This window comes from Thauera sp. 28 (genome assembly GCF_000310145.2).
Classification (GTDB): Bacteria; Pseudomonadota; Gammaproteobacteria; order Burkholderiales; family Rhodocyclaceae; genus Thauera; species Thauera mechernichensis.
The window spans coordinates 19501-43324 of the sequence record NZ_AMXA01000023.1 but is presented as its reverse complement, the minus strand read 5'-3'; the positions used below and the strand labels follow the sequence as shown (position 1 = coordinate 43324).

The 23824-nt window shown below is 68.2% G+C and carries 18 protein-coding genes; 13 read left to right on the top strand and 5 right to left on the bottom strand.

The features are described 5' to 3' along the window. The first annotated feature begins 264 nt into the window (after nt 1-264). From C662_RS14605 to C662_RS14595, 3 genes are read left to right on the top strand one after another with little or no spacing between them, the layout of a single operon-like run. Nucleotides 265-1362: a metal-dependent hydrolase gene (locus tag C662_RS14605; RefSeq protein ID WP_002930652.1), complete on the top strand. Its 1098-nt coding sequence runs from the start codon at nt 265-267 to the stop codon at nt 1360-1362. Then, complete coding sequence (locus tag C662_RS14600) at nt 1359-1925, top strand: redoxin family protein (RefSeq protein WP_002930651.1); 567 nt, start codon at nt 1359-1361, stop codon at nt 1923-1925. The genes C662_RS14605 and C662_RS14600 overlap by 4 nt, the downstream gene beginning before the upstream one ends. Nucleotides 1926-1935: 10 nt before the next feature. Next, entirely contained in the window at nt 1936-2838 is a 903-nt protein-coding gene (locus C662_RS14595) for an alpha/beta hydrolase (protein ID WP_002930650.1), read from the top strand. A gap of 31 nt (nt 2839-2869) precedes the next feature. On the opposite strand, the gene C662_RS14590 is transcribed toward C662_RS14595, so the two are convergent. Beyond that, nucleotides 2870-3481, bottom strand: a complete 612-nt coding sequence (locus C662_RS14590) for a TetR/AcrR family transcriptional regulator (protein WP_002930649.1) — start codon at nt 3479-3481, stop codon at nt 2870-2872. A 176-nt stretch (nt 3482-3657) separates the two neighbouring features. Here C662_RS14590 and C662_RS14585 point away from each other — a divergent pair, with 176 nt between their 5' ends. The 6 genes from C662_RS14585 to adeC all read left to right on the top strand — a co-directional run bounded on the left by C662_RS14585 (nt 3658) and on the right by adeC (nt 12700). Then, complete coding sequence (locus C662_RS14585) at nt 3658-4845, top strand: efflux RND transporter periplasmic adaptor subunit (protein ID WP_002930646.1); 1188 nt, start codon at nt 3658-3660, stop codon at nt 4843-4845. Nucleotides 4846-4855: 10 nt separating this feature from the next. Beyond that, entirely contained in the window at nt 4856-8014 is a 3159-nt protein-coding gene (locus tag C662_RS14580; protein WP_002930645.1) for an efflux RND transporter permease subunit, read from the top strand. Nucleotides 8015-8376: 362 nt separating this feature from the next. Continuing rightward, nucleotides 8377-9168, top strand: a complete 792-nt coding sequence (locus C662_RS14575; RefSeq protein ID WP_232433283.1) for a site-specific integrase — start codon at nt 8377-8379, stop codon at nt 9166-9168. Continuing rightward, a complete protein-coding gene (locus C662_RS14570) occupies nt 9165-10139 on the top strand; it encodes a tyrosine-type recombinase/integrase (protein WP_002930643.1) in 975 nt (324 codons plus the stop codon). Before C662_RS14575 ends, C662_RS14570 begins: the two co-directional genes overlap by 4 nt. Next, a complete protein-coding gene (locus C662_RS14565) occupies nt 10129-11145 on the top strand; it encodes a tyrosine-type recombinase/integrase (protein ID WP_232433282.1) in 1017 nt (338 codons plus the stop codon). The genes C662_RS14570 and C662_RS14565 overlap by 11 nt, the downstream gene beginning before the upstream one ends. Before the next feature lie 169 nt (nt 11146-11314). After that, a complete protein-coding gene (adeC, locus tag C662_RS14560) occupies nt 11315-12700 on the top strand; it encodes an AdeC/AdeK/OprM family multidrug efflux complex outer membrane factor (protein WP_037984749.1) in 1386 nt (461 codons plus the stop codon). Nucleotides 12701-12740: 40 nt separating this feature from the next. On the opposite strand, the gene C662_RS14555 is transcribed toward adeC, so the two are convergent. Beyond that, entirely contained in the window at nt 12741-13226 is a 486-nt protein-coding gene (locus tag C662_RS14555; protein ID WP_002930634.1) for a hypothetical protein, read from the bottom strand. A 56-nt stretch (nt 13227-13282) separates the two neighbouring features. Then, entirely contained in the window at nt 13283-13759 is a 477-nt protein-coding gene (locus C662_RS14550; protein ID WP_002930632.1) for a bacteriohemerythrin, read from the bottom strand. A gap of 160 nt (nt 13760-13919) precedes the next feature. Here C662_RS14550 and C662_RS14545 point away from each other — a divergent pair, with 160 nt between their 5' ends. Together C662_RS14545 and C662_RS14540 are read left to right on the top strand one after the other, a co-directional pair. Next, entirely contained in the window at nt 13920-15350 is a 1431-nt protein-coding gene (locus tag C662_RS14545) for a DUF2868 domain-containing protein (protein ID WP_232433281.1), read from the top strand. Nucleotides 15351-15354: 4 nt separating this feature from the next. Then, nucleotides 15355-16779, top strand: a complete 1425-nt coding sequence (locus C662_RS14540) for a DUF3482 domain-containing protein (protein ID WP_002930628.1) — start codon at nt 15355-15357, stop codon at nt 16777-16779. Between the two features lie 11 nt (nt 16780-16790). On the opposite strand, the gene C662_RS14535 is transcribed toward C662_RS14540, so the two are convergent. Next, nucleotides 16791-17816: a dihydroorotate dehydrogenase-like protein gene (locus tag C662_RS14535; RefSeq protein ID WP_002930626.1), complete on the bottom strand. Its 1026-nt coding sequence runs from the start codon at nt 17814-17816 to the stop codon at nt 16791-16793. Next, the gene (gene nifJ / locus C662_RS14530; protein ID WP_232433280.1) at nt 17809-21444 is read right to left on the bottom strand and encodes a pyruvate:ferredoxin (flavodoxin) oxidoreductase; all 3636 of its coding nucleotides are present in this window, start codon (nt 21442-21444) and stop codon (nt 17809-17811) included. Before nifJ ends, C662_RS14535 begins: the two co-directional genes overlap by 8 nt. Nucleotides 21445-21673: 229 nt before the next feature. Between nifJ and C662_RS14525 the strand changes: the two genes are divergently transcribed. Both C662_RS14525 and C662_RS14520 read left to right on the top strand, forming a co-directional pair. Then, on the top strand, nt 21674-22717 hold the full coding sequence (locus C662_RS14525) for a hypothetical protein (protein WP_002930622.1): 1044 nt from the start codon (nt 21674-21676) through the stop codon (nt 22715-22717). A 453-nt stretch (nt 22718-23170) separates the two neighbouring features. Then, nucleotides 23171-23779 carry a hypothetical protein gene (locus C662_RS14520; protein WP_002930619.1) on the top strand — a complete coding sequence of 203 codons (609 nt, stop codon included), beginning with the start codon at nt 23171-23173 and terminating at the stop codon, nt 23777-23779. The last annotated feature ends 45 nt before the right edge of the window (nt 23780-23824 follow it).

Sequence of the window (23824 nt, the reverse complement as noted above, 5' to 3'; positions counted from 1 at the left end):
AAGGGGGTGTTCACCTTCCGTTAATGTCGAGCGCGCCCGCCCTTGGGGGGCGCGCCGTCGACGCCGCCAGGGCCTCGGCTGTGACCGGCCATGCTTTGCCGGAGACGCAACTTCGCGTCGGCGAACGGTTCGAAACCGGGGAACTTGCTGATGTCGTGCCGATCGACAGACGCTTCAAGCCACAATGACGCGGACCCTGGCACGGCGTCAGCGTGCGTGTCGCTGCGCGTCGCGGAGCGATTTGACGGAAGATCTCAGGATTCGATGGATACCTTGACCCACGCCCTTTCGGGGGCCCTCATCGGCCGTGTGCTCGCGGGTCGGCGCATACCTGCCGGCACCCATTCGGGCACTTCCCGCGCTGCGCAGCCGCCGGTGTGGCAGATGGTGGTCGCCGGCACGATCGCGGCGACCTTCCCCGATCTCGACTTCGTGCTCGGCTGGATCTCCGAGCTCACCTACCTGCGCGGGCACCGCGGCGTCACCCACTCGCTCATCCTGCTGCCCTTGTGGGGGCTGCTGATCGCGTGGTTGCTGGCACGCTTCTGGTCGCGCGGCGGCCGCCCGGGGGCGGGCTGGCAGGGCTTCTACCCGGTGGTGTGCGCGGCGATCTTCGTGCACATCCTGGGCGATCTCATCACCCAGTTCGGCACCATGATCCTGGCGCCGTTCTCCGATCATCGCTTCGGCTGGGGCACCACCTTCATCATCGACCTACCCTTCACCGGCATCATCGTGGCCGGCCTGCTCGCCGGTGCGCTGTGGCGCAGCAGCCGGGTGCCGGCGACGGCGGCGCTGGTCCTGCTCGCCGCCTGGGTGGGCGTGCAGGCGACGGGGCGCGCCGAGGCGATCGACGCTGCGCGCGCCTACGCTTCGGCCAAGGGCATTGCCGTGGTCGAGGTGGATGCGGCGCCGCGCCCGGCGTCGCCGTTCAACTGGACGGCGATCGTGTTCGACGGCGAGCGCTATCACTACGCCCACATCAACACGCGTCGCAGTACGCCGTTGGTGGTGACGGAAGCCGACAACTTCATCCGCCGCTTCTCCGCACCCTACATGCCGGTGGCGATGGCGCAGTGGCAGGTGGCCGAGCGCTTCGGCAACGGTGACGGCCGCGAGCTGGCCGAGAAGGTGTGGCGGGCCGAGGATTTCGCCTTCTATCGCTGGTTCGCGATGTTCCCGGTGCTCGACCATGCCGAGCGCGATGCCGACGGGCAGGTGTGCGCTGCCTTCCGCGACCTGCGCTTCGTGACCCCGGGGCGCGGCCGCGAACCTTTCGTGTTTGGCCTGTGCGGCCGTGGCGGCGAATGGCGCCTGTTCGAGCGTGAGGGCGACGTGCGGCGCTGGATCGACGTACGATGACGGGCATGAATCCAGACCCTTCACGCGACGGGGCAGGCGCCGTGCCGGTCCGCAAGCGGCCGCGCTGGCGGCGCTGGGCGCTCGAGATCGCGATCTTCATCGGCCTCTTCCTGGCCATCCAGGCCTGGATGGCACGCGACGTGCCCGCCGGCCCGGCGCCCGACTTTGCCGCCTTGGCCGCCGATGGCCAGCCGCTGAGCCTGGCCGAGTGGCGCGCCGCGCATCCGGGCAGGGCGGTCGGGGTCTACTTCTGGGCCGACTGGTGTCCGATCTGCACCGCGCAGGAGGGTACGATCGATGCCGTTCAGGCTGACCATCCGGTGCTGTCGGTGGCGATGCAGTCGGGCGACGCGGCGGCCGTGGCCGCGGTGCTGGCCGGGCGCGGGCTCGACTGGCCGACCGCGATCGACGCCGATGGCCGCATCGCCCAGGCCTATGGCCTGCGTGGCGTGCCGGCCTTCGTTGTGGTGGATGCGGCGGGGGCGATCCGCTCCGTATCGCTCGGCTACAGCACGGGCTGGGGGCTGCGCGCCCGCCTGTGGTGGGCGGGGCTGAGTTCGTGAGGGCGACGTGATGGGCGCGCCGGGGCTGCTCACGGCCTTCACCGCAGGTGCGGCGGCGCTGGCCGGCGGCCGCGCGCTGGTGCATTGGGGTATCCGCAAGGGGCTGGCGGCGCCGCGGGTGGCGCACCACACCGACCCGGCGGCGCTCGGGCTCGACTTCGACGCGCTACGCATCGCCACCGCCAACGGCCGTACGCTGCACGCCTGGTTCATCCCCGCGCCGGGGGCGTCCGCTGCCGCGCCGGCACTGGTGGTGATGCACGGCTGGGGCGGCAATGCCGCGCTGATGCTGCCGCTGGCGCGCCCGCTGCACGAGGCCGGCTTCGCCACCCTGTTCGTCGATGCGCGCTGCCATGGCGCGAGCGACGACGACAGCTTCGCCTCACTGCCGCGCTTCGCCGAGGACGCCGAGCATGCCTTCGCCTGGCTGGCCACACGGGCCGGGGTCGATCCGCGCCGTATCGCGCTGTTCGGGCATTCGGTGGGGGCGGGCGCAGTGTTGCTGGCGGCCGCGCGCACGCCACAGGTGGCCGCCGTGGTCAGCGTCGCCGCGTTCTCGCATCCGGCGGCGATGATGCGGCGCTGGCTCGCCGTCAAGCGTATTCCGGAAAAGCCAGTGGGGCGCTACATCCTCGATTACGTACAGAAGACCATCGGCCACCGCTTCGACGACATCGCGCCGGTCGCGACCATCGGTCGCATCCGCCGCCCGGTGCTGCTGGTCCATGGCGAGGATGACGAGGTGGTGCCGATTGCCGAGGCGCGGCAGATCTTCGCGGCGCGCGGCGACACCCCGGTCGAACTGCTGACGCTGGCCGGCGATCACGAGTCCTTTGCCGACCTGGAGCACAACATGGGGCGGCTGGTGGCCTTCCTGCGGGAGGGCTTAGGGGGCGCCGCGGGCGAAGGATGACGCATGACGCGCAGCAGTGCGCGTGTGCGGGTCAGGCTTGTTCGATCAGGCTTCTGATGGCGCCCTGGATGCCGCTGACGAGGCGTCCGCGGTCAAGCTCCGGGTTTCGGATGCTGCGTAGCAGCAGGCCCTCGAACAGCGTGGCGAGGACCTCGACCATGCCTTCTATCTTCGCGTCGTCGTCGTCGTGGCCTGCGGCGCTGCGGATGGCGCGCAGGGTTGCGGCCAGGCTGCGCCTGCAGGCGAGGTCGGCCTCGCGCACGATCTCTGCGACGCGAGGGTTGCGCGCGGCTTCTGCTGCGATCTCGAGCTTTAGCCCGGCGGTGGCGGGGTCCAGTTGGTCTGCGACGCCTTCGGCCGCGCGCTCGATAAGGGCCTGTCCGATATCGCCCGCTGCCCTCAGTTCGGCACTCAGCTTCAACAGACCCTCAAGATCCTGCGCCACGATGGCGGCGATGATCGCCTCCTTGTTGTCGAAGTAGTGATAGATGTGGCCGGCACTCATGCCGGCGCTCTTCGAGATCTGCGCTATGCTGGCGCCATGGAAGCCGTGCTCGCGAAAGCACTGCGCGGCGGCGCACAGAATCTGCTGGCGGCGTGCCTCGGCGCGGGTGTGGTCGGTCGTGCTGGATGATGTGGGCATGTAATGGTCTCCTGCGATCCTGGGCGTGGATCGTCTTTTCGATCTTGCACTGCAGCAGAGACTAACATAGAATGAGCGTTCAATCTAGAATAACCATTCTAAAGAGCAGGTCTTGTTCGCGCTGGCCAGGAGCTGGGGTGGAGCAAGGGCTTGCTTGCTCAAGAGAGGCCTGACCCATGCACTTCTCCCGCATTCCCCTGTCACGCGCAGCCGCGGCGCTGTCGCTGGTCCTGGGCGCTGTCTTCCTCGCCGGCTGCGGCCAGGGCAATGGCGGTGCCGCGGCCGCGGCCGGCGCGCCGCAGGCGCCGGCCGTCACCGTCATCACTGTCCAGCCCGAATCCGTGCCCATGGTGGTGGAGCTGCCCGGGCGCACCACGCCGTCACTGATTGCCGAACTGCGCCCGCAGGTCACCGGCATCCTGACCCAGCGCGCCTTCAATGAGGGCAGCGAGGTCAAGGCAGGCCAGGTCCTGTACCGCATCGATGCGGCACCCTATCAGGCCGCCTACGACAGTGCCCGTGCCAGCCTGGCGCGCGCCGAGGCCAATGCCGATGCGGCGCGGCTGCGTGCGGAACGCCATGCCGGGCTGGTGGCGATCGAGGCGGTCAGCAAGCAGGCCAACGACGATGCGCAGGCCGCGCTCAAGCAGGCGCGTGCCGAGGTTGCCGCTGCGAAGGCCGCGGTCGACAAGGCGAAGATCGACCTCGACTACACCCAGCTCAAGGCGCCGATCGCGGGCCGGATCGGCCGCTCGGCGGTGACGCCGGGGGCCTTGGTCACCGCCAACCAGGCACAGGCGCTCGCCACCGTGCAGCGCCTCGACCCCATCTATGTCGACCTCACGCAGTCCAGCGCCGACATGCTGCGCCTGCGTCGCGAGGTCGAGTCGGGCCGCGTGCAGCGTGGTGCCGGCGGCGCTGTGGAAGTCCGGCTGCTGCTCGAAGACGGCAGCGAGTACGCAGCGGCGGGCCGCCTGGCCCTGTCCGAGGTGACGGTGGACGAAGGCACGGGCAGCGTGACGCTGCGCGCCGAGTTCCCCAACCCCACGGGTGACCTGCTGCCGGGCATGTACGTCCGTGCGCGCCTGCCGCAAGGCGTGCGCGCCGAGGCGGTGCTGGTGCCGCATGCGGCTGTGGTGCGCGACGCGCGCGGCAGTGCGCTGGTGATGGTGGTCGATGAGCAGAACGTGGTTCAGGCGCGTCCGGTAGAGGTCGTGCAGGCGTTCGGCGACAAGTGGGTGCTGGGCGGTGGCCTGCAGGCGGGCGAGCGCGTCATCACCGAGGGCCTGCAGCGCGTTCGCCCCGGCGTGACCGTGCAGCCCGACCAGGCCGGCGTGGCGCCGGCCGCTGCGGCCCAGCAGTGAGGTAGCCACCATGGCCCGCTTTTTCATCGACCGACCCATCTTCGCGTGGGTCATCGCCATCGTCATCATGCTTGCCGGCGCGCTGTCCATCCAGCAGCTGCCGGTGTCGCAGTATCCCTCCATCGCACCGCCGGCCATCGTCATCAACGCGCGCTATCCCGGCGCTTCGGCCAAGGCGGTCGAGGACTCGGTGACGCAGATCATCGAGCAGAAGATGACCGGGCTCGATGGCCTGTTGTACATGAAGTCGACCAGTGACTCCTACGGCAATGCCGCGGTGACGCTGACCTTCTCGGCCGACACCGACCCCGATATTGCCCAGGTGCAGGTGCAGAACAAGATGCAGACGGCGCTGCCGCTGCTGCCGCAGCCGGTGCAGCAGCAGGGGGTGACCGTCGCCAAGTCGGCGGCCAACTTCCTGATGGTGGTCGGCTTCGTGTCGGAAGATGGCACGCAGTCGGGCACCGACCTGTCGGATTTCCTCGTGTCCTCGGTGCAGGATCCGCTGTCGCGGGTCGAGGGGGTCGGCGAGGTTCAGGTGTTCGGCTCCCAGTACGCGATGCGGGTCTGGCTCGACCCCGCGAAGCTGACCAATTTCCGCCTCACGCCGGGCGACGTGCGCCAGGCCTTGCAGGCGCAGAACGCCGAGGTGTCCGCTGGCCAGCTCGGCGGTACGCCCGCCGTGCCCGGTCAGGGCTTCACCGCCACCATCACGGCGCAGAGCCGGCTGCAGACCGCGGAACAGTTCGAGGACATCCTGCTGCGCAGCAGCGCGCAGGGCGGCGAGGTGCGGCTGCGCGACGTGGCGCGCGTCGAGATCGGTGCCGAGAACTACGGCACTGTCGCCCGCTTCAACGGCCAGCCCGCCGCGGGCGTCGGCATCCGCCTGGCTTCGGGGGCCAACGCGCTCGACACCGCGACCGCGGTGCGCGCCCGACTCGATGACATGCAGCGCTACTTCCCTGCCGGGGTGCAGTACGTCGTGCCCTACGACACGACGCCCTTCGTCAAGATCTCCATCCAGTCGGTGGTGATGACCCTGATCGAGGCGGTGGTGCTGGTCTTCCTGGTCATGTACCTGTTCCTGCAGAACCTGCGCGCGACCCTGATCCCGACCATGGCAATTCCGGTGGTGCTGCTCGGCACCTTCGGCCTGATGGCGGCGTTTGGCTTCTCGATCAATACGCTGACCATGTTCGGCATGGTGCTGGCGATCGGTCTGCTGGTCGATGACGCCATCGTCGTGGTGGAGAACGTCGAGCGCGTCATGACCGAGGAGGGCCTGCCGCCCAAGGAGGCCACCAAGCGCTCGATGGACCAGATCACCAGCGCGCTGATCGGCATCGGCCTGGTGCTGTCGGCCGTGTTCGTGCCGATGGCCTTCTTCGGCGGCTCGACCGGCGTGATCTACCGCCAGTTCTCGATCACCATCGTGTCCGCGATGGCGCTGTCAGTGCTGGTGGCGATCGTGTTCACCCCGGCGTTGTGCGCAACCATGCTCAAACCGGTGCAGCAAGGTCATGGTCATGGCGAAGGTGGCCTGCTGGGCGGCTTCTTCACCTGGTTCAACCGCAGTTTCGACCGCAGCACGCGGCGCTACGAGTCCGCCGTTGGCGGCATCCTCAAGCGCAGCGTGCGCTTCCTGGCGATCTACCTTGCCATCGTTGCGGTGCTCGGCCTGTTGTTCATGCGCATGCCGACCTCCTTTCTGCCGGAGGAAGACCAGGGCGTGATGTTCAATCAGGTCGTGCTCCCCGCCGGGGCGACCCAGGAGCGCACGCTGGAGGTGCTGAAGAAGGTCGAGGACCATTTCCTCGAGAACGAGAAGGACACCGTGCGTGCGATCTTCACCGTCGCCGGCTTCTCCTTCGGTGGCAGCGGCCAGCACATGGGCATCGGCTTCGTCAATCTCAAGCACTGGGACGAACGCAAGGCACCGGGCATGGATGTGAAATCGGTCGCCGGCCGAGCGATGGGCGCTTTCTCGCAGATCCGCGAGGCCATGGTGTTCGCCTTCGTGCCGCCGGCGGTGATCGAGCTCGGCACCTCGGGTGGCTTCACGGTGCAGATGCAGGACCGCTCGGGTCTCGGCCATGACGCCCTGCTCGCCGCGCGCAACCAGTTCCTCGGCATGGCGGCGCAGGATCCGCGTCTGGTGGGCGTGCGCCCGAACGGCCAGGAAGACATGCCCGAGCTCAAGCTCGACGTCGATCATGCCAGGGCGGGTGCACTCGGCCTGTCCATCGCCGACATCAACGACACGCTTGCCACCGCCTGGGGCGGCAGCTACGTGAACGACTTCCTCGATCGCGGCCGCATCAAGAAGGTGTATCTGCAGGGCGATGCCGCCGCGCGCATGACGCCGGAAGACCTCGACCAGTGGTTCGTGCGCAACAAGGCGGGCGACATGGTGCCGTTCTCGGCCTTTGCCAGTTCGCACTGGACCTATGGTTCGCCGCGTCTCGAGCGCTTCAACGGCCAGCCGTCGATGGAGCTCCTCGGCCAGGCTGCCCCCGGGCTTTCGTCCGGCGAGGCGATGCAGGCGGTCGAGGAGATCATGGCCAAGCTGCCGCCGGGCATCGGCTACGACTGGTCGGGCACGTCTTACGAGGAGCGTCGCAGCGGGTCGCAGGCACCGGCACTGTATGCCTTGTCGCTGCTGGTGGTGTTCCTGTGCCTGGCGGCGCTGTACGAGAGCTGGTCGGTGCCTTTTGCGGTGATGCTGGTGGTCCCGCTCGGCGTGCTCGGCGCGCTGATGGCGGCGACCGGACGCGGGCTGTCCAACGACGTGTATTTCCAGGTCGGCCTGCTCGCCACCATCGGCCTGTCGTCCAAGAACGCGATCCTGATCGTGGAGTTCGCCAAGGCGCAGATGGAGGAGCAGGGCAAGGACCTGGTGTCGGCCACGCTCGCCGCGGTGCGCATGCGCTTGCGGCCGATCCTGATGACCTCGCTGGCCTTCGGGTTTGGCGTGCTGCCGCTGGCGATCGCCACCGGCGCCGGTGCCGGCAGCCAGAACGCGATCGGCACCGGTGTGCTCGGCGGCACGATCTCCGCGACCCTGCTCGGCATCTTCTTCGTGCCGCTGTTCTATGTCGTGATCAAGCGCATTTTCCCGGACAAGTCCGGCGCTGCGGCGACTGCGCCCGCTGCCCAGGAGGGACGTTGAAATGATTGACCATGTTTCGGCCTTATGTGGAGCTCCACATAAGGCCGATTATGTAGATGCCTCGATTATGTTAAGCGTCCGGGATAGCAGGCCGTAGATCCCAGTGTGCTCGAGCTTTTGCTTGCCGGGGTAGGAGTCTGAGCTCGACATAATTCCAGCGCTCTCCTGAAGTGGAGTTTCCACTCCAGGAGACGCTCATGAACCCATCCGCCCAATCCCGGCGCGCGCAACCTACGCGCCCAAGCGCAGCCCCCTCCGACGCCATCGCCGACGAACTGCGGCGGTACGACGACCACCTGCATGACGTCCGTGGCCTTGCGGCATGCACACGTCGCAACCATTGCCGCATCGTCGGTCTGTTGTTGCAGAAGAAGTTTGCCGGCGGCGTCATCGACATGGCCAGGCTGCATGCAGCCGATGTTCGGCGCTTCATCGCCGGGCAACTGGGGGACGGCCCCTCGCATTCTGCCGCTTCGCAAGTCGCAACCGCCTTGCGAAGTTACCTCCGCTACCGGACGATCTGCGGCGACTCGGTTGCCGGTCTGAGCGCAGTCATCTCCTCACCGGTGCAGTGGAACCTTGCAGTGCTGCCCCGCGCCCTCAAGCCGGACGAAGTTCAACGGCTGCTCGCCGCACTCCCTTATGGACGCAAGCCCAGGCGAGGTTATGCCATCGTCCGCTGCGCACTGGACATGGGGCTGCGCGCGGGCGAGATCGCGAACCTGTCGATCGACGACATCGACTGGCGAGAAGGCACGGTCACGCTGAAGGGGACGAAGTCGCGACGGCGGGACGTCCTGCCGCTGCCGATGACCACCGGGCAAGCCTTGGCGGACTATTTGCAGCATGAGCGCCCGGCAGCCCCAAGCCGGGCAATCTTCCTTTGCCGCCGCGACTCGCGTGACGTTCCAGTCACAACCTATGCGATTCAGAACGTGATCCGCCGGGCGTGCCAACGGGCCGGCTTGCCTGGTACAGGATCGCACGTCCTGCGGCATACGCTGGCGTGTCGCCTCGTCGAGAACGGCGGCTCACTCAAGGAAGTTGCTGATGTCTTGCGGCACCGGTCTCTGGAAACCTCCCGGATCTACGCGAAGCTCGACACGCCAAATCTCGCCGACGTTGCGCTGCCCTGGCCGGGGAGTGAATCATGAGCCGACGCCGAAGCCTGCAGGCCAGAATCGACGACTATCTGGCCGAGCGCCGTCGTCAGGGTTTCCGTCTGCGCTCCGGTGACGCCTTCCTCTCCAGGTTTGCCCGCTTCGTGGCGGCCAAACGCCATCGTGGTCCGCTGACGGCCGAGCTCATGGCCGAATGGGTGCGTACCGCCAAGGATGGCAATGGCGATGCAGGCACCTGGGCGCGCAGTTGGGGACGACTGCGGCACTTCATCTGTTACCTGCAGCAGTTCGAGCCGGATACCGAGTTGCCCGAGGCATCGCTCTTCGGCCCGGAACCCGGCCGCGTTGCACCCCACATCTACCATGACGACGAGATCGTCGAGTTGCTCGCGGCAGCACGCACACTCGGCCCCACTGGCAGCATTCGGCCCTTCACCTACGAAACCCTGTTCGGTCTGATGGCTTCGACCGGACTGCGCGTTTCCGAAGCCATTCACCTGCGCGATGCGGATGTCGACCTCAAGCGCGGGATGCTGACGATCCGGCAGACCAAGTTCGCCAAGTCTCGGCAACTGCCGATCCATCCGAGCACGGTCAAGGCACTGGGCTGCTACCGAAGGCAGCGCGAGAGGCATCTTCCGACGACAGCGGGCATGCCGTTTCTGATCAGCAGTCGTGGCCGCCGACTGGGGCTGCCGCTCAGCGATCGACAGGTACACCGCGTCTTTACCGGCCTGCGCGAGCGCCTCGGATGGATCAATCGCGGCGGACACGAGGCGCCCCGCTTGCACGACTTGCGCCACACCTTTGCTGTCCGGCGGTTGATGCGCTGGTACGCCGACGGTGCCGAGATCGACCAGAAGATGCTGGCCCTGGCGACCTACATGGGCCATGCCGAGATCTTCTACACGTACTGGTACCTCACCGGCGTTCCGGAGTTGATGGCCATCACAGCCAGGCGGTTCGAGCAGTTCGCCGACCTCGCGGGAGACGATGATGCGTAGGCAAGCCAAACCACCGCCATCGTTTCCCGCGCTCGTACAAGCCTTCTTCGTCGAACACCTGACACAACAACGCGCCCTCAGTCCGCGCACCGTGGCCGCTTACCGGGATGCCTTCATGCTCTTCCTGGGGTTTGCCGAGGCGCGCCTCGGCCGGTCGCCTGCGCTACTCACACTGCCCGACATCACGCCGGATCTGATAATGGCCTTTCTCGACCATCTGGAACGCGATCGGCACAACAGCGTGCGTAGCCGCAATGCCCGCCTCGCGGCGCTGCGTTCGTTCCTGAAGTTTGCGGCGCACCGCGACGTGTCATCGCTGCAGGTGATTGAACATGCGCTCGGTGTTCCGGCAAAACGCTTCGAACGCCCGATGCTCGGCTATCTGTCCCGGGAAGAGATGCTGGCGGTGATCGGAGCGCCAGATGGGACGTGGTTCAGCCAACGGGATCATGTGTTGCTACTGATGCTCTACAACACCGGTGCGCGGGTTTCAGAGATCGTCGCCGTGAAGGTCGGCGATGTCGTACTCGACGATGCTGCCGCTTGTGTTCATCTACATGGCAAGGGGCGCAAGCAGCGCAGCGTGCCGCTGTGGCGCTCAACCATCAGGGCGATCAGGGCTTGGCTTCGGCGCAATCCGCAGTTCGATTCGAACTCGCCGTTGCTACCCAATCGCGAAGGCCAAGCGATGTCGCGATGGAACGTGATGCAGCGACTGGAGCGCGCCGTCCAGGTGGCCGCGAAATCGTGCCCCGACTTGGCGACACGTCACATCTCGCCTCACATGATTCGCCACACGACGGCAATGCACCTGCTGCAGGCCGGCGTCGACATCAGCGTCATTGCGCTTTGGCTCGGCCATGAGAGCCCGGCAACGACGCACCAGTACGTCGAAGCTGATCTGGCGATGAAGGAGCGGGCGCTGGCCCGGCTTCACGAGCCAGAGGCCAAACTCAGGCGCTATCGGGCACCCGACTCGCTGATCGACTTCCTGCGAACGCTCTGATTATGTGGAGATCAAAAACGGCGCCTGCAGCCCCAGCCGGGCGGTTGGCGCACGACGCCCATGCTGGCTCAACATAATCGAGGCATCTACATAATCCAACATTGCGGCCGCAGGTGCTGCGTCGCAGCCGGTGCGGGCGAGCCGCCGCCGCCCGCCGCTGCGCGCCTTGATGGTGGCGCTGGCGGCCAGCGCCCTGGGTGCGTGCTCGATGATGCCGGCCTACGAGCGTCCGGTGGCGCCGGTGCCGGCGAGCTTGCCGCAGACCCAGCAGAGCGCCGGGCCGGTCAGCGCGCAGGCGGTCGACAGCGCTGCCTGGGCCGACTACTTTGCCGACGAGCGCCTGCGCGGGGTGATCGCGCTCGCCCTCGACAACAACCGTGACCTGCGCATCGCAGCGCTCAACATCGAGCGTGCGCGGGCGCAATACGGCATCCAGCGTGCAGATCTGTTGCCGTCGATCGCGGTCAGCGGCGGGCAGAGTGCGCAGCGCGTGCCGGGCGACCTCAACATGAGCGGCGAGCCCGCCATCAGCCGCCAGTATTCGGCCAACCTCGGTTTCGCATCCTATGAACTGGACTTTTTCGGCCGCGTGCGCAGTCTCGAGGAGCAGGCCCTGCAGGTCTACCTCGGCACCGAAGAGGCGCGCCGCAGCGCGCAGGTCAGCCTGGTGGCCGAGGTCGCCAACGCCTGGTTGCGCCTGGCTGCCGACCGCGAGCGCCTGGCGCTGGCGCGCAGCACGCTGGAGACGCGCCAACAGTCGGTGACGCTGGTGCGCCGCAGCCTGGAACTGGGCGCGGTGTCGGCGCTCGACCTCAACCAGGCCGAGACCCTGCTGCAGACGGCACGTGCCGACGCCGCACGTTATGCCGCGCTGGTGGCGCAGGATGAGAATGCGCTCGCGCTGCTCGTCGGTGCCGCTGTCCCGGCCGGCTTGCAGCCCCCGGCGCTGGACGACAGCGTGGCCGCCGTGCCGGTGCTGCCGGCAGATCTGTCCTCGGAGGTGCTGGTGCGCCGGCCCGATGTGGCGCAGGCCGAGCGCGCGTTGATGGCGGCCAATGCGAGCATCGGCGCGGCGCGCGCAGCCTTCTTCCCGCGCATCACGCTCACCGCCAGCGCGGGGACGGCGAGCAGCACGCTCGACGGCTTGTTCGACGCGGGTTCGGGGGCGTGGAGCTTCGTGCCGCAGATCCGCATCCCGATCTTCGAGGCCGGCCGTCTGCAGGCGAGCCTGGACGTGGCCGAGATCCAGCGCGACATCAATGTCGCGCAGTACGAGAAGGCGATTCAATCGGCCTTCCGCGAGGTGGCCGACGCGCTCGCCGAGCGTGCCACGCTTTCCGAGCAGCTCGCGGCGCGCCAGGCACTGGTGCAGGCGACGCAGCGCAGCTTCGAGCTGTCCGAAGCGCGCTACAAGGGTGGGGTGGACAGCTATCTCAACCTGCTCGATGCGCAACGCAGCCTGTACGGGGCGCAGCTCGAGCTGATCGGCACGCGCCTGAGCGATGCGGTGAACCGCGTCGCCTTGTACAAGGCCTTGGGCGGCGGCTGGCGGTGAGGCGGTGGGGCCCCGTCAGCCGGGGCGCCCACCTGCAGCCTTACTCACATTCGGCAGTGCAGTCGCCGGTGCTGCAATCGGCCACGGCGACCTTGCAGGCCTGCTTGCTGCGATAGACCATGCGGTGGTCGTTCTCGTAGTCGCACACCAGTCGGGTGAGACCGTTCTTGCTGTCGCTGCTCATGCGCAGCGGCTTCGAGGCGTGGATCTGTTCGGCCGGCACATTGCACGACAGGTAGCCGCTGAACTTGCCGTCGGCAGACTCCCACATGGCGATGTTCTTCGCTTCCTTGTAGTTCTCGAAGGTCGAGCAGGTCAGCACGTCACGGCCGTACAGGCGCGCGTTGTCGCCACAGAAGCCCATGTAGGTGTACTTGAGCTCGGCCTCGGTCGGGCAGGCGGCGACCTGTACGGCGGTCTTGAGGTCGGGGCAGGCGTGGTTGTCGGCCTGTGCCGGGCCGGAGAGCAGGCCGGCGGCCAGGCAGAGTCCAATCAAGGCCTTGAACGGCGGGGTGCGTCTGTGCATCGTGTCCTCGTGGGGTCGAGTTTGCGGTTGATCGATTGGCGATTGTTGGCGGCGGCTTACCAGAACTTCCACCACCATTTGCGCTTCTTCATCGCCTGCTCGACGTGATCGGACCACTTGGTCTCGCCGCCGGATTCGATGAAGTAGGCTCCGAAGCGCTTGTCGGCCTCGTTGATATGGCGAGTCAGCCACACCTTGAGGAAGTGCAGCAGTTCGAAGGTGATGGTGGCCTGCCCGGTATCGAGCTTTTCCTGCAGTGCGCGCACCTGGCCGATCAGATCTTCGTGGTTCTGCTTGTGTGCAGCGAACTCGGGGTAGTTCGACACCCGCATCAGGCTTTCTTCTACGGCGAAGTGCGTGCGTGTGTAGTCGGCGAGCTTGTCCAGTATCTGGCGCGAGGTCGCGGAGCCGTGATGCTCCCGGATTGCCTCATGCAGTTGGTTGAGCAGGTCGACGAGTTCCTTGTGCTGTTCGTCGATCTCCTGCAGCCCGACGCTGAACTCATCGGACCAGTGGAAGAGGTCGGTCGTCATGGTTTTACATGGCTGAGGTCGAAACCCGAAGGCTAACCCTTTTCCTGGCAAGGTGATTGACTGTGGTCAACGATGGGCATCTTCTTTGCAATGCAAGTGCGCTGCTTTGTGGCGGCCGCTATTGCTATCCTTGCAGGCCATGGATCGCGGACAAACACCCTTGAGCGCCTCTGAGGCAAGCAGCCACCGCTTGGGCCGGCTCGAAGTGCACTGGCTGGCCGAGCTGGTGCGTCGCCATGAGACGCGGCACGGGCCTCTCGACGACGACGAAGCCAATGCCCAGGCGCGCAAGGCCGGCCCTGACTTCGGCGCGCGCGTGCTGCAGCGTGCCGCGCTGCTTGGTGCGCGCATGGGCTGGTGCGATGCGGTCGTACGCTGGCATGGGCGTGCGCGCATGCTGCTCGCGCTTGCGCTCCTGCTCGCGCTGCTTGCCGGCTTTGCGGCCGCTGCAGGTGTGCTCGGCGATGGCGGGCGACCGATCAACGTGGTGTGGGCCGTCGGTGGTCTGCTCGGGGTGCATGTGCTGAGTCTGCTGCTGTGGCTGTTCGGCCTTGGGCTGCAGGGGCGCATGGGGGGCGGCCCTGGCCGCGGTGGCCTGCTTGGGCGCGCGTGGCTCAGGCTGGTGGGCGTCCTCGACCGCAGCCAGGCGGCTGCCGATCTGCCCGCCGCGCTCGGCAGTCTGCTGGCGCGCGGACGCCTTGCCGCGTGGGGCATCGGCGCGGTGAGCCACGCGCTGTGGCTGGCGGCACTGCTGGGCGCGGCGCTGGGGGTGCTGGTGCTGCTGGCGACCCGGCGCTACGGCTTCGTGTGGGAGACCACCATTTTGCCCGCGCACACCTTCATCAGTCTCAGCGCGGCGCTTGGCGCGCTGCCGGCGGCAATCGGCTTCCCGGTGCCCGACGCTGCGCTGGTCGCGGCCAGCGGCGACGCGCCGATGCTGGAGGAGGCTGGTCGTCGCGCATGGGCGGGCTGGTTGCTCGGTGCGGTGGTGGTCTATGGCGTGCTGCCGCGCCTGGCGCTGGCACTGCTGTGTGCGGGCTTATGGCAGCGTGGCCTGGGCCGCATCGGCCTGGACGTGTCGCTGCCGGGGTATGCCCGCCTGCGCCCGCTGTTGATGCCCGACAGCCTGCGCATCGGCGTCAGCGATCCCGAGCCCGCCCGCATGCCGCGACCGCAACGCCACGCGGCAGCGGCGTCTGCTGCGGACGACGTGATCGCCGTGGCGCTCGAACTTGGAGAAGACCTCGATTGGCCGCCGCAGCGGTCCGGGATGCCCTGGCAGGACGGCGGACGCATCGACTCGCGTGAGCAGCGCCGTACCCTCCTGGAGCGGCTTGCGGCCCGCCCGCCCGCGCGCCTGCTGGTCGCGGTGGATGCGCGCCAGACACCGGATCGCGGCAGTCTCGGGCTCGTCGCCGACCTGGCTGACCGCAGTGCCGCAATCAAGGTCTGGGCGCGCACTGCCGGCCGGCCTGCCGCGCGCCTGCCGCAGTGGCGCGATGGTCTTGCCCGCCTCGGGCTCGATGGCGCCCTGGTCGAGGATGAGGCCGCAGCGCTCGCCTGGCTGGAACAGGCGGGCGGCGAAGGATGAATGCATGCACGCGATGAATGACACCTTGCGCCTGGCCGTGGTCGGCCACACCAACACCGGCAAGACCTCGCTGCTGCGCACCCTGGCGCGGGACGTGGGTTTTGGCGAGGTGTCGGACTGCGCTGGCACCACGCGCCATGTCGAGGGCCTGCGCCTGATGGCCGACGGCTTGCCAGCGGCCGAGCTCTTCGATACGCCCGGCATGGAGGATGCGATCGCGTTGCTGGAGTTCAGCGATGGCCTGGTCGCAGCAGGCGAGCGTGTGGACGGGCCGGAGCGTGTCGCACGCTTTCTCGCCAGCGAGGCGGCGCGTGGCCGCTTCGAGCAGGAGGCCAAGGTGTTGCGGCAGATGCTGGCGAGCGATGCCGCGCTGTACGTGATCGATGCGCGCGACCCGGTACTGCCCAAGCACCGCGACGAACTCGAACTGCTCGCCGCCTGCGCTCGTCCCGTGCTACCGGTGCTCAACTTTGTCGCCGCGCCGAATGCGCGGGTGGCCGACTGGCGCGCCGCGCTCGCGCGCCTCGGCCTGCATGCGGTGGTGAGCTTCGACACCGTGGCGCCACCGCTCGACGGTGAGCGCGAGCTGTTCGACACACTCGCTACCCTGATCCACGCCCATCGCCCCCGGCTGCAGGCGCTCATCGATGCGCGTGCGCGCGAAGCCGATGCTCGCGGCGAGGCCGCACAACGCCTCGTTGCCGAGCTGCTGGTGGAGCTCGCCGCCCGTCGCGACCGTATCGACGAGCCCGCCGGCGAGGCCAGCGAGGCCGCGCTGAAGGCCGCGGTCGAGCGCCTGCACGCCGTGGTGCGCGCGCGCGAACAAGCCTGTGTCGATGCCTTGCTGCGCCTGTACCGCTTCCGCCCCGATGATGCCCGGCTCGACGAACTGCCGCTCGCCGACGGACGCTGGGAGGATGACCTCTTCAACCCCGAGACTCTGCGCCAGATGGGCGTTCGCCTGGGCACCGGCGCCGCAGCGGGGGCGGCCGCCGGCGTCGGTGTGGACCTGATGGTGGGCGGCATCACGCTGGGTGCCGCGGCGGCGCTCGGTGCCCTCGCCGGTGGCCTGTGGCAGACCTTCGGCCACTATGGCGAGCGCATCGCCGCCAAGTTGCGCGGCCACCGCGAACTGACGGTCGACGATGCCATCCTGCGTATCGTCGCACTGCGCCAGCGCGAACTGCTTGCAGCGCTGGAAGGCCGCGGTCACGCTGCGATGCAGCCGATCGAGCTCGGTCGCGCAGCCGCAACGGCGGCGGTCGCGCCGGCAGTCGAGTCAGCGGTCGACCCGGTCGTCCGCCAGTGGCGCAGCGGGGCGCTGCCAGCGGCGCTCGGCCGTGCCCGTGCCCACCCCGAGTGGGCAGGCGAGGCGGCCGATGCGGACAAGGACGAGGCGATCGCCGAACTGCTGGCTGCCCTCGCCTGAGCCTGCCGTTCTCAGTAACGCACCCCGGGCGGCGGGCTGAACGAGTCGATCGCGTTGAGATAGGCCGCACGCGCGAAGGCACTCGGGTCGGCCAGCCTGCGCTGGCTCATCGAGCCCTTTAGCTGCGCCACCGATTCGTATTCACGCTCGTGCATCCAGCGCGTCATGCCCGCCAGCGTTTCGGTGAGGGCTTGCGGGCCGTTCTTCAGCAATGCGCTCGCCATGTGCACGACGTCGGCACCGGCGAGCAGCATCTTGAGCGCGTCCTCTGCCCCATGCACGCCGCCGGTCGCGGCCAGGCTCAGGCTGGTGTGGCCGTGCAGCAGCGCGATCCAGCGCATCGTGAGCAGGCCGTCGGCCGGCGAGGACAACTGCACGCGGTCGACCACGGACAAGGTGTCGAGGTCGATGTCGGGCTGGAAGAAGCGGTTGAAGAGGGACACGCCGGCGCCGCCGGCCGCTTCGATGCGGGCAACGAAGTTGGGCAGCGCGGAGAAGAAGGGCGACAGCTTCATCGTCACCGGGATTTTGACCACCGCAGTCAGCTCGCGCAGCAGGGCGAGGTAGCGCTCTTCCAACGCGGTGCCGGTGAGCGCCGGGTCGCTCGCCATGTACCAGGCGTTGAGTTCGAGCGCGTCGGCGCCGGCTGCTTCCATCTCGCGGCCGAGCTCGACCCAGCCCGACAGCGAACTGCCGTTGAGGCTGGCGATTACCGGGATGGACAAGCGCGCCTTCAGGCACTCGATCTGCTCGAGGTAGGTGTCGAGCTTGCTTTGGTAGCCGGCGTCGGCAGGCAGGTGGCCGGCAGCTTCGCCGAAGGTGTCGGGATGGATCAGGAAGCGGTCCATCATGCGCTCGTCGTTGATCACGTCCTCCTCGAACAGCGAGTGCATGACGATTGCCGCCGCTCCAGCGTCCTCCAGATGGAGCACCGGGTCGAGGCTGCGGCTGAGCGGCGTGGAGGACGGCACGAGCGGGTTCTTCAGCGCCAGGCCGAGGTAGGTGGTGCGCAGGTCGGGGGTGTCGAGCTCAGCCATTTTGCGTGTCTCCGGTGCGGGCGGCGGCATCCCCGCTGCCAGTTTCGTCCATGGCGGGCAGGGCGGCCAGCTCCATGTAGTCGTGGTGGCGGTGGCGGGCGTGGCGTTCGGCCTCATTCAGGAAGCGCTCAGATGCACCGGGGTTCTGGCGCTCGAGCACGGTGAAGCGGGCCTCGTTGCGGGCGAAGTCGCGGTAGGGCACGCTCGGCGCAGCGCTATCCACCGACAGCGGGTTGCGGCCCTGTGCGCGCAGCCGTGGGTCGTAGCGCAGCAGCGGCCAGTGGCCGGACTTCACCGCCAGGTCCTGCTGGTGCAGGTTGAAGGACATGTCCACGCCGTGGGCGATGCAGGGGCTGTAGGCGATGATGATCGACACCCCCGGGTAGCTCTCGGCGTCGAGGAAGGCCTTGAGCGTATGCACGTCCTTGGCGCCGTAGGCCACCTTGGCGACGAACACGTTCTCGTAGTCCATCGCGATCTTGGCCAGGTCCTTCTTGTGCGCGGGCTTGCCGCCGGCGGCGAACTTGGCCACCGCGCCCAGCGGTGTGGCCTTGGAGTTCTGTCCGCCGGTATTGGAGTACACCTCGGTGTCGAGCACGAGGATGTTCACGTCCTCGCCCGAGGCCATCACGTGGTCGAGGCCGCCGAAGCCGATGTCGTAGGCCCAGCCGTCGCCGCCGATGATCCACACGCTGCGCCGGATCAGGTATTCGGCGAGCGCCGCGAGCTGGCGCGCGGCCGGGGTGTCGATGGTTGCGAGACTCTGGTTGAGCAGTGCGACGCGTTCGCGCTGTTCGTGGATGCCGGCCTCGGTGTGCTGGTCGGCATCGAGCAGCGCGGCGACGAGCTCAGTGCCGAGCGCCTCGCCATGGGTCGCCGCCAGCGCTTGCAACTGGGTACGCGCGGCGGCGGCGAGCTGGTCGGTGGCCAGGCGCATGCCGAGGCCGAACTCGGCGTTGTCCTCGAACAGCGAGTTGTTCCAGGCCGGGCCGCGGCCGTCGGCGTCGGTGCAGTAGGGCGTGGTCGGCAGGTTGCCGCCATAGATCGACGAACAGCCGGTGGCGTTGGCCACCAGCATGCGGTCGCCGAAGAGCTGTGTGGCGAGCCGGATGTAGGGCGTCTCGCCGCAGCCCACGCAGGCGCCGGAGAACTCGAACAGCGGCTGCAGCAGCATCGAGCCGGGGATGGTGCTGCGCTTGGCGTCGCGGCGGGCGAGGTCGGGGAGCTTGAGGAAGTAGTCCCAGTTCTCCACCTCCTGCGCGCGCAGCGGCGGCTGCGGCGCCATGTTGAGCGCCTTGTGCGAGACGTTGGACTTGTCGCGGATCGGGCATACGTCCACGCACAGCGTACAGCCGGTGCAGTCCTCGGGCGCCACCTGGTAGCTCATGTGGGTGCCGGGGGCGTAGTCCTTGCTGCGCGCGGGAGTGTGTTTGAAAGCAACAGGGGCGTCGGCGACGAGATCAGAAGGGAAGATCTTGGCGCGGATCGCCGAGTGCGGGCACACGAAGACGCATTTGCCGCACTGGGTGCATAGCTTCTCGTCCCACACCGGGATCTCGAGCGCGAGGTTGCGCTTTTCGTGGCGCGCGGTGCCGGTGGGCCAGGTCCCGTCGACCGGCAGCAGCGACACCGGCAGGGCGTCGCCCTTGCCCTGGATGAGGGGAATGGTGACGCGGCGGGTGAAGGCGTCGAGGCCGGCGGCGATCGCAACCGCGCCGGCCGCGGCGTCTGGCGCGGCCAGCGTCTCGGGCACGTCGACGCGCTGCAGCGCGGCCACGGTGGCGTCGATGGCGCGGTAGTTCTGCTCGGCGATGCGCCGGCCCTTGCGGCCGTAGGTCTTCTCCACCGCGCGCTTGATCGCGGCGATCGCCTGGTCCTGCGGCAGGATGCCGGAGATGGCGAAGAAGCAGGTCTGCATCACGGTGTTGATGCGCCGCCCCATGCCGGCGTCGAGCGCGACCTGGTAGGCGTCGATGACCCAGAAGCTGATCTTCTTCTCCACCATGCGGCGCTGCATCGCCGCCGGCAGCGTCGCCCATACCTTGTCGGCGGGCAGGCTGGCATTGAGCAGGAACACCGCGCCCGGTGCGGCGTGGGCGAGCACGTCGTGCTGCTCGATGAAGAGCGGCTGGTGACAGGCGACAAACTTGGCGTCGCCCTCGCCGGTGAGGTAGGCCGAGCGGATCGGTTGCGGGCCGAAGCGCAGATGCGACACCGTCATCGCACCCGACTTCTTGGAGTCGTAGACGAAATAGCCCTGGGCGAAGAGCGCGGTCTCGTCGCCGATGATCTTGATCGAGTTCTTGTTGGCCGACACCGTGCCGTCCGAGCCCAGGCCGTAGAACACCGCGGCGAAGGCGCTGGCGGCGGCGTCGGTGCGGAAGCCGGCGTCCCAGGGCAGCGACAGGCCGGTGACGTCGTCCTCGATGCCGATGGTGAAGCGGCGGCGCGGCGCGGCCTGCTGCAACTCTGCGAACACGGCGCACACCATGGCGGGGTTGAACTCCTTGGAGCCCAGGCCGTAGCGGCCGCCGATCACCCTCGGCATGGCGGCGAAGTGGGGTGCGGTGCCGGCCTGGTCCTCGGCCAGCGCCACCATCACGTCCTTGAACAGTGGTTCGCCGTCGGCGCCGGGTTCCTTGCAGCGGTCGAGCACCGCCAGGCTGCACACGCTGTGCGGCAACGCCGCGAGCAGGGCGGCGGGGGCAAAGGGGCGGAACAGGCGCACCTTCAGCAGGCCAACCTTGTCGCCGCGGGCGGTGAGGTGGGCCACCGTCTCTTCCACCGTGTCCGCACCCGAACCCATGATCACGATCACGCGCTCGGCATCGGGCGCGCCGACGTAGTCGAACAGCTTGTAGCGGCGGCCGGTGAGCGCGGCGAAGTCGTCCATCGCCTGCTGCACGACGGTGGGGAAGGCGTCGAACCATGGGTTCTGCGCCTCGCGAGCCTGGAAGAACACGTCCGGGTTCTGCGAGGTGCCGCGGATCACCGGGCGCTCGGGCGACAGCGCACGTGCGCGCTGCGCCGCGATGCGTTCGGCCGGCAGTAGCGCGTGCAGCACATCGTCGTTGACGAAATCGATCTTGGCGACCTCGTGCGAGGTGCGAAAGCCGTCGAAGAAATGCAGCACGGGCACCCGGCCGGCCAGTGTTGCCGCGCTGGCGATGGCGGCGAAGTCGTGCGCCTCCTGCACCGAGTTCGAGGCCAGCAGCGCGAAGCCGGTGGCGCGGGTCGACATCACGTCGGAGTGCTCGCCGAAGATCGACAGCGCATGGGTGGCGAGCGCGCGTGCCGCGACATGGAAGACCGTGGGCGTCAGTTCGCCGGCGATCTTGTACATGTTGGGGATCATCAGCAGCAGGCCTTGCGAGGCGGTGAAGGTGGTCGCCAGCGCACCGGCCTGCAGGGCACCGTGGACCGCGCCGGCGGCGCCGCCCTCGGACTGCATCTCGACCACCCGTGGCACGCTGCCCCACAGGTTGGGTTTGCCCGCGGCAGCCCATTCGTCGGCCAGCTCGCCCATGTTGGAGGAGGGCGTGATGGGGTAGATCGCGATCACTTCGGATGCGCGGAAGGCGACGGAGGCGGCGGCCTCGTTGCCGTCGATGGTGATCTTGGTGCTCATGGAACACTCCTCGATGCCGACGATGAACCACGATACGAAGACATTGCGGTGCAACATTTGACATTTGTCATGGAATGATTCCATGAGCGGAATCAATTGCGTCGTGCGTGAAGCGAGGCACGGCGGCGGCGGCCATGCCGAGTGCTGTCGCCAGGGTATCAAGGTGGGCTCAAGTCCTTGATCCGGATGCCGTTAATCATCCATCGCCACGCAAGCCGGGAGTCCGCCCATGAAGATCGCCGCTTTTGACATCGAACTCCAGTCTGCGCACCGCTTCTCCCAGTCGACCGAGGTGCGCGAGCGCCTGGCGGTGTGGCGCGACGCGCCGGAAGCGACGGGTGCTCAGTCCGGGCGTGGCGCGGTGCAGATTTCCGCCGCAGGCCAGGCTGCGCTGACTGCGGACGCTGCAACGGTGGAGCAGGCGATGGAGGACGTGATCGACCGCGACCCCCGTCTGGCCGTGCTCGTGCGCATGATCGAGTTCCTCACCGGCGAGCCGGTGCGCCGCCTCGACCTGCGCGAGCTGGGGGCAGGCGCATCAGGGGGCGCGTCGAGCCCTGACATGGCGACTGGCATCGGCGCGGGGCAGGTCGCTGCGGCCCGCGCCGGCTTCGGCGTGGAGTACGACTTCAGTGCGACCTACGCCGAGTCCGAGCAGCTGGCCTTCAGTGCTGCCGGCGTGGTGCGCACCGCCGATGGCGCCGAAATCCGCTTCGAGCTCGGCTTCGCGATGTCGCGCAGCTACACCGAGTCGGTGTCGTTCAGCCTGCGTGCTGGCGACCAGCGCCTGAAGGACCCCCTGGTGCTCGACTTCGGCGGCCCGGCGGCAGCCCTGTCGGATGTGCGCTTCGACTTCGATCTTGATGGCGACGGCCGCAAGGAGCAGTTGCCGCTGCTCAATGGCAGTGGCTTCCTGGCCTTCGACCGCAATGGAAACGGGCGTATCGATGACGGCCGCGAGCTCTTCGGTCCGGCCAGCGGCGACGGCTTCGCAGAGCTTGCCCGCCTCGACGACGACGGCAACGGCTGGATCGACGAGGCGGATGCGGCATGGTCGCAGCTGAGGCTGTGGTCGCCCGATGCCGAGGGCAAGGGCAGGCTGCAGACCTTGAACGAAGCCGGCGTCGGCGCTTTCTATCTCGGTAGGGTCGATACGCCGTTCAGCCTCAAGGACGCTGCCAACGACATCCAGGGCCTGATGCGTGCGAGCAGCATCTATCTGCGCGAGGACGGCCGTGTCGGCACCGTGAGCCAGGTCGACCTGCGCGTCTGAGCAGGACGAGCAGCGAGTCTTTCGCGCGCCCCCCATCGTCTTCGCCTTCAACCCCTCGCGACTGGCGTCGCTCCCACGGCGGGCGATGCGCGTGGCGCCTTCCGGTAGGCGCGGCGCAAGCCGCGAGCTCTTTGGGCGACCCCCCATCGTCTTCGCCTTCAACCCCTCGCGACTGGCGTCGCTCCCACGGCGGGCGATGCGCGCCGCGCCTTCCGGTAGGCGCGGCGCAAGCCGCGAGCTCTTTGGGCGACCCCCCATCGTCTTCGTCTTCAACCCCTCGCGACTGGCGTTGCTCCCACGGCGGGCGATGCGCGCCGCGCTTTCCGGGGCCTATGCGGTTGGTGCGATTGCCCTGGGGCCCTGAGGTGGATCAAGGCACAGCCATGCGGCGCCGAGGACAATCCGCGACTTGCACTGTTGCGTTGCGTCCAGTCCTGACCGCGAGGAGCCCTCTTGAGTCTGCCCGATTTCTACCGCCATGTTCCGCGCCTGCGTGTGCGCGATCCACTTGCCGACTTCCTCGGCGCCGCCGACGCAGGGGTGCTCGAGTATGGCTACGAGGACGCGGTCAGGCTCGCCGGTCACTCGTGTCCGACCGTGGCCTCGGCCTATGCGCTCGGTTGTCAGGCGTTGGCCGCGCTCTACCCCGGCGAGCTGCCGGAACGTGGCGGTGTGCGTATTGACTTCGCGGAGCGGCTGGATGCCGGCGTCACCGGCGTCATCGCCAGCGTGCTCACGCTGCTCACGGGCGCGGCCCAGCAGGGCGGCTTCAAGGGCATCGGTGGCGCTTTCGTGCGCCGCGAGCTGCAGCAGTTCGAGGTGGCGCTGCCATTGTCGCTGCGCTTCACACGCATCGACAGCGGTGCGGCGGTGGATGCCGCCGCGGACCTTTCACGCGTGCCGGCCCACCCCGATACATCGGTGCTGCTCGGCGCCTGCCTGCGTGGCGAGGCCGATGCGGATGCGCGCCGGCGCTTCGGTGAGCTCTGGCAGCAACGCGTGGCGCGCATCCTGGTCGAGCACTGGAGCGACCAGGCGGTATTCCGGGTGCAGGCTGCGTGATGTGCTGAGCCCGCGTGGGCACGCCGCATGCGTGTGCCCGTGCCA

Bases quoted from the DNA above. Each gene is read 5' to 3' on its own strand.
- C662_RS14550 (WP_002930632.1), bottom strand. From the start codon at position 13,759: ATGACGACCGACCTCTTCCACTGGTCCGATGAGTTCAGCGTCGGGCTG.
- nifJ (WP_232433280.1), bottom strand. From the start codon at position 21,444: ATGAGCACCAAGATCACCATCGACGGCAACGAGGCCGCCGCCTCCGTC.
- C662_RS14605 (WP_002930652.1), top strand. From the start codon at position 265: ATGGATACCTTGACCCACGCCCTTTCGGGGGCCCTCATCGGCCGTGTG.
- C662_RS14570 (WP_002930643.1), top strand. From the start codon at position 9,165: ATGAGCCGACGCCGAAGCCTGCAGGCCAGAATCGACGACTATCTGGCC.
- C662_RS14590 (WP_002930649.1), bottom strand. From the start codon at position 3,481: ATGCCCACATCATCCAGCACGACCGACCACACCCGCGCCGAGGCACGC.
- C662_RS14540 (WP_002930628.1), top strand. From the start codon at position 15,355: ATGCACGCGATGAATGACACCTTGCGCCTGGCCGTGGTCGGCCACACC.
- C662_RS14595 (WP_002930650.1), top strand. From the start codon at position 1,936: ATGGGCGCGCCGGGGCTGCTCACGGCCTTCACCGCAGGTGCGGCGGCG.
- C662_RS14600 (WP_002930651.1), top strand. From the start codon at position 1,359: ATGACGGGCATGAATCCAGACCCTTCACGCGACGGGGCAGGCGCCGTG.
- C662_RS14535 (WP_002930626.1), bottom strand. From the start codon at position 17,816: ATGGCTGAGCTCGACACCCCCGACCTGCGCACCACCTACCTCGGCCTG.
- C662_RS14565 (WP_232433282.1), top strand. From the start codon at position 10,129: ATGATGCGTAGGCAAGCCAAACCACCGCCATCGTTTCCCGCGCTCGTA.
- adeC (WP_037984749.1), top strand. From the start codon at position 11,315: ATGGTGGCGCTGGCGGCCAGCGCCCTGGGTGCGTGCTCGATGATGCCG.
- C662_RS14585 (WP_002930646.1), top strand. From the start codon at position 3,658: ATGCACTTCTCCCGCATTCCCCTGTCACGCGCAGCCGCGGCGCTGTCG.
- C662_RS14555 (WP_002930634.1), bottom strand. From the start codon at position 13,226: ATGCACAGACGCACCCCGCCGTTCAAGGCCTTGATTGGACTCTGCCTG.
- C662_RS14580 (WP_002930645.1), top strand. From the start codon at position 4,856: ATGGCCCGCTTTTTCATCGACCGACCCATCTTCGCGTGGGTCATCGCC.
- C662_RS14525 (WP_002930622.1), top strand. From the start codon at position 21,674: ATGAAGATCGCCGCTTTTGACATCGAACTCCAGTCTGCGCACCGCTTC.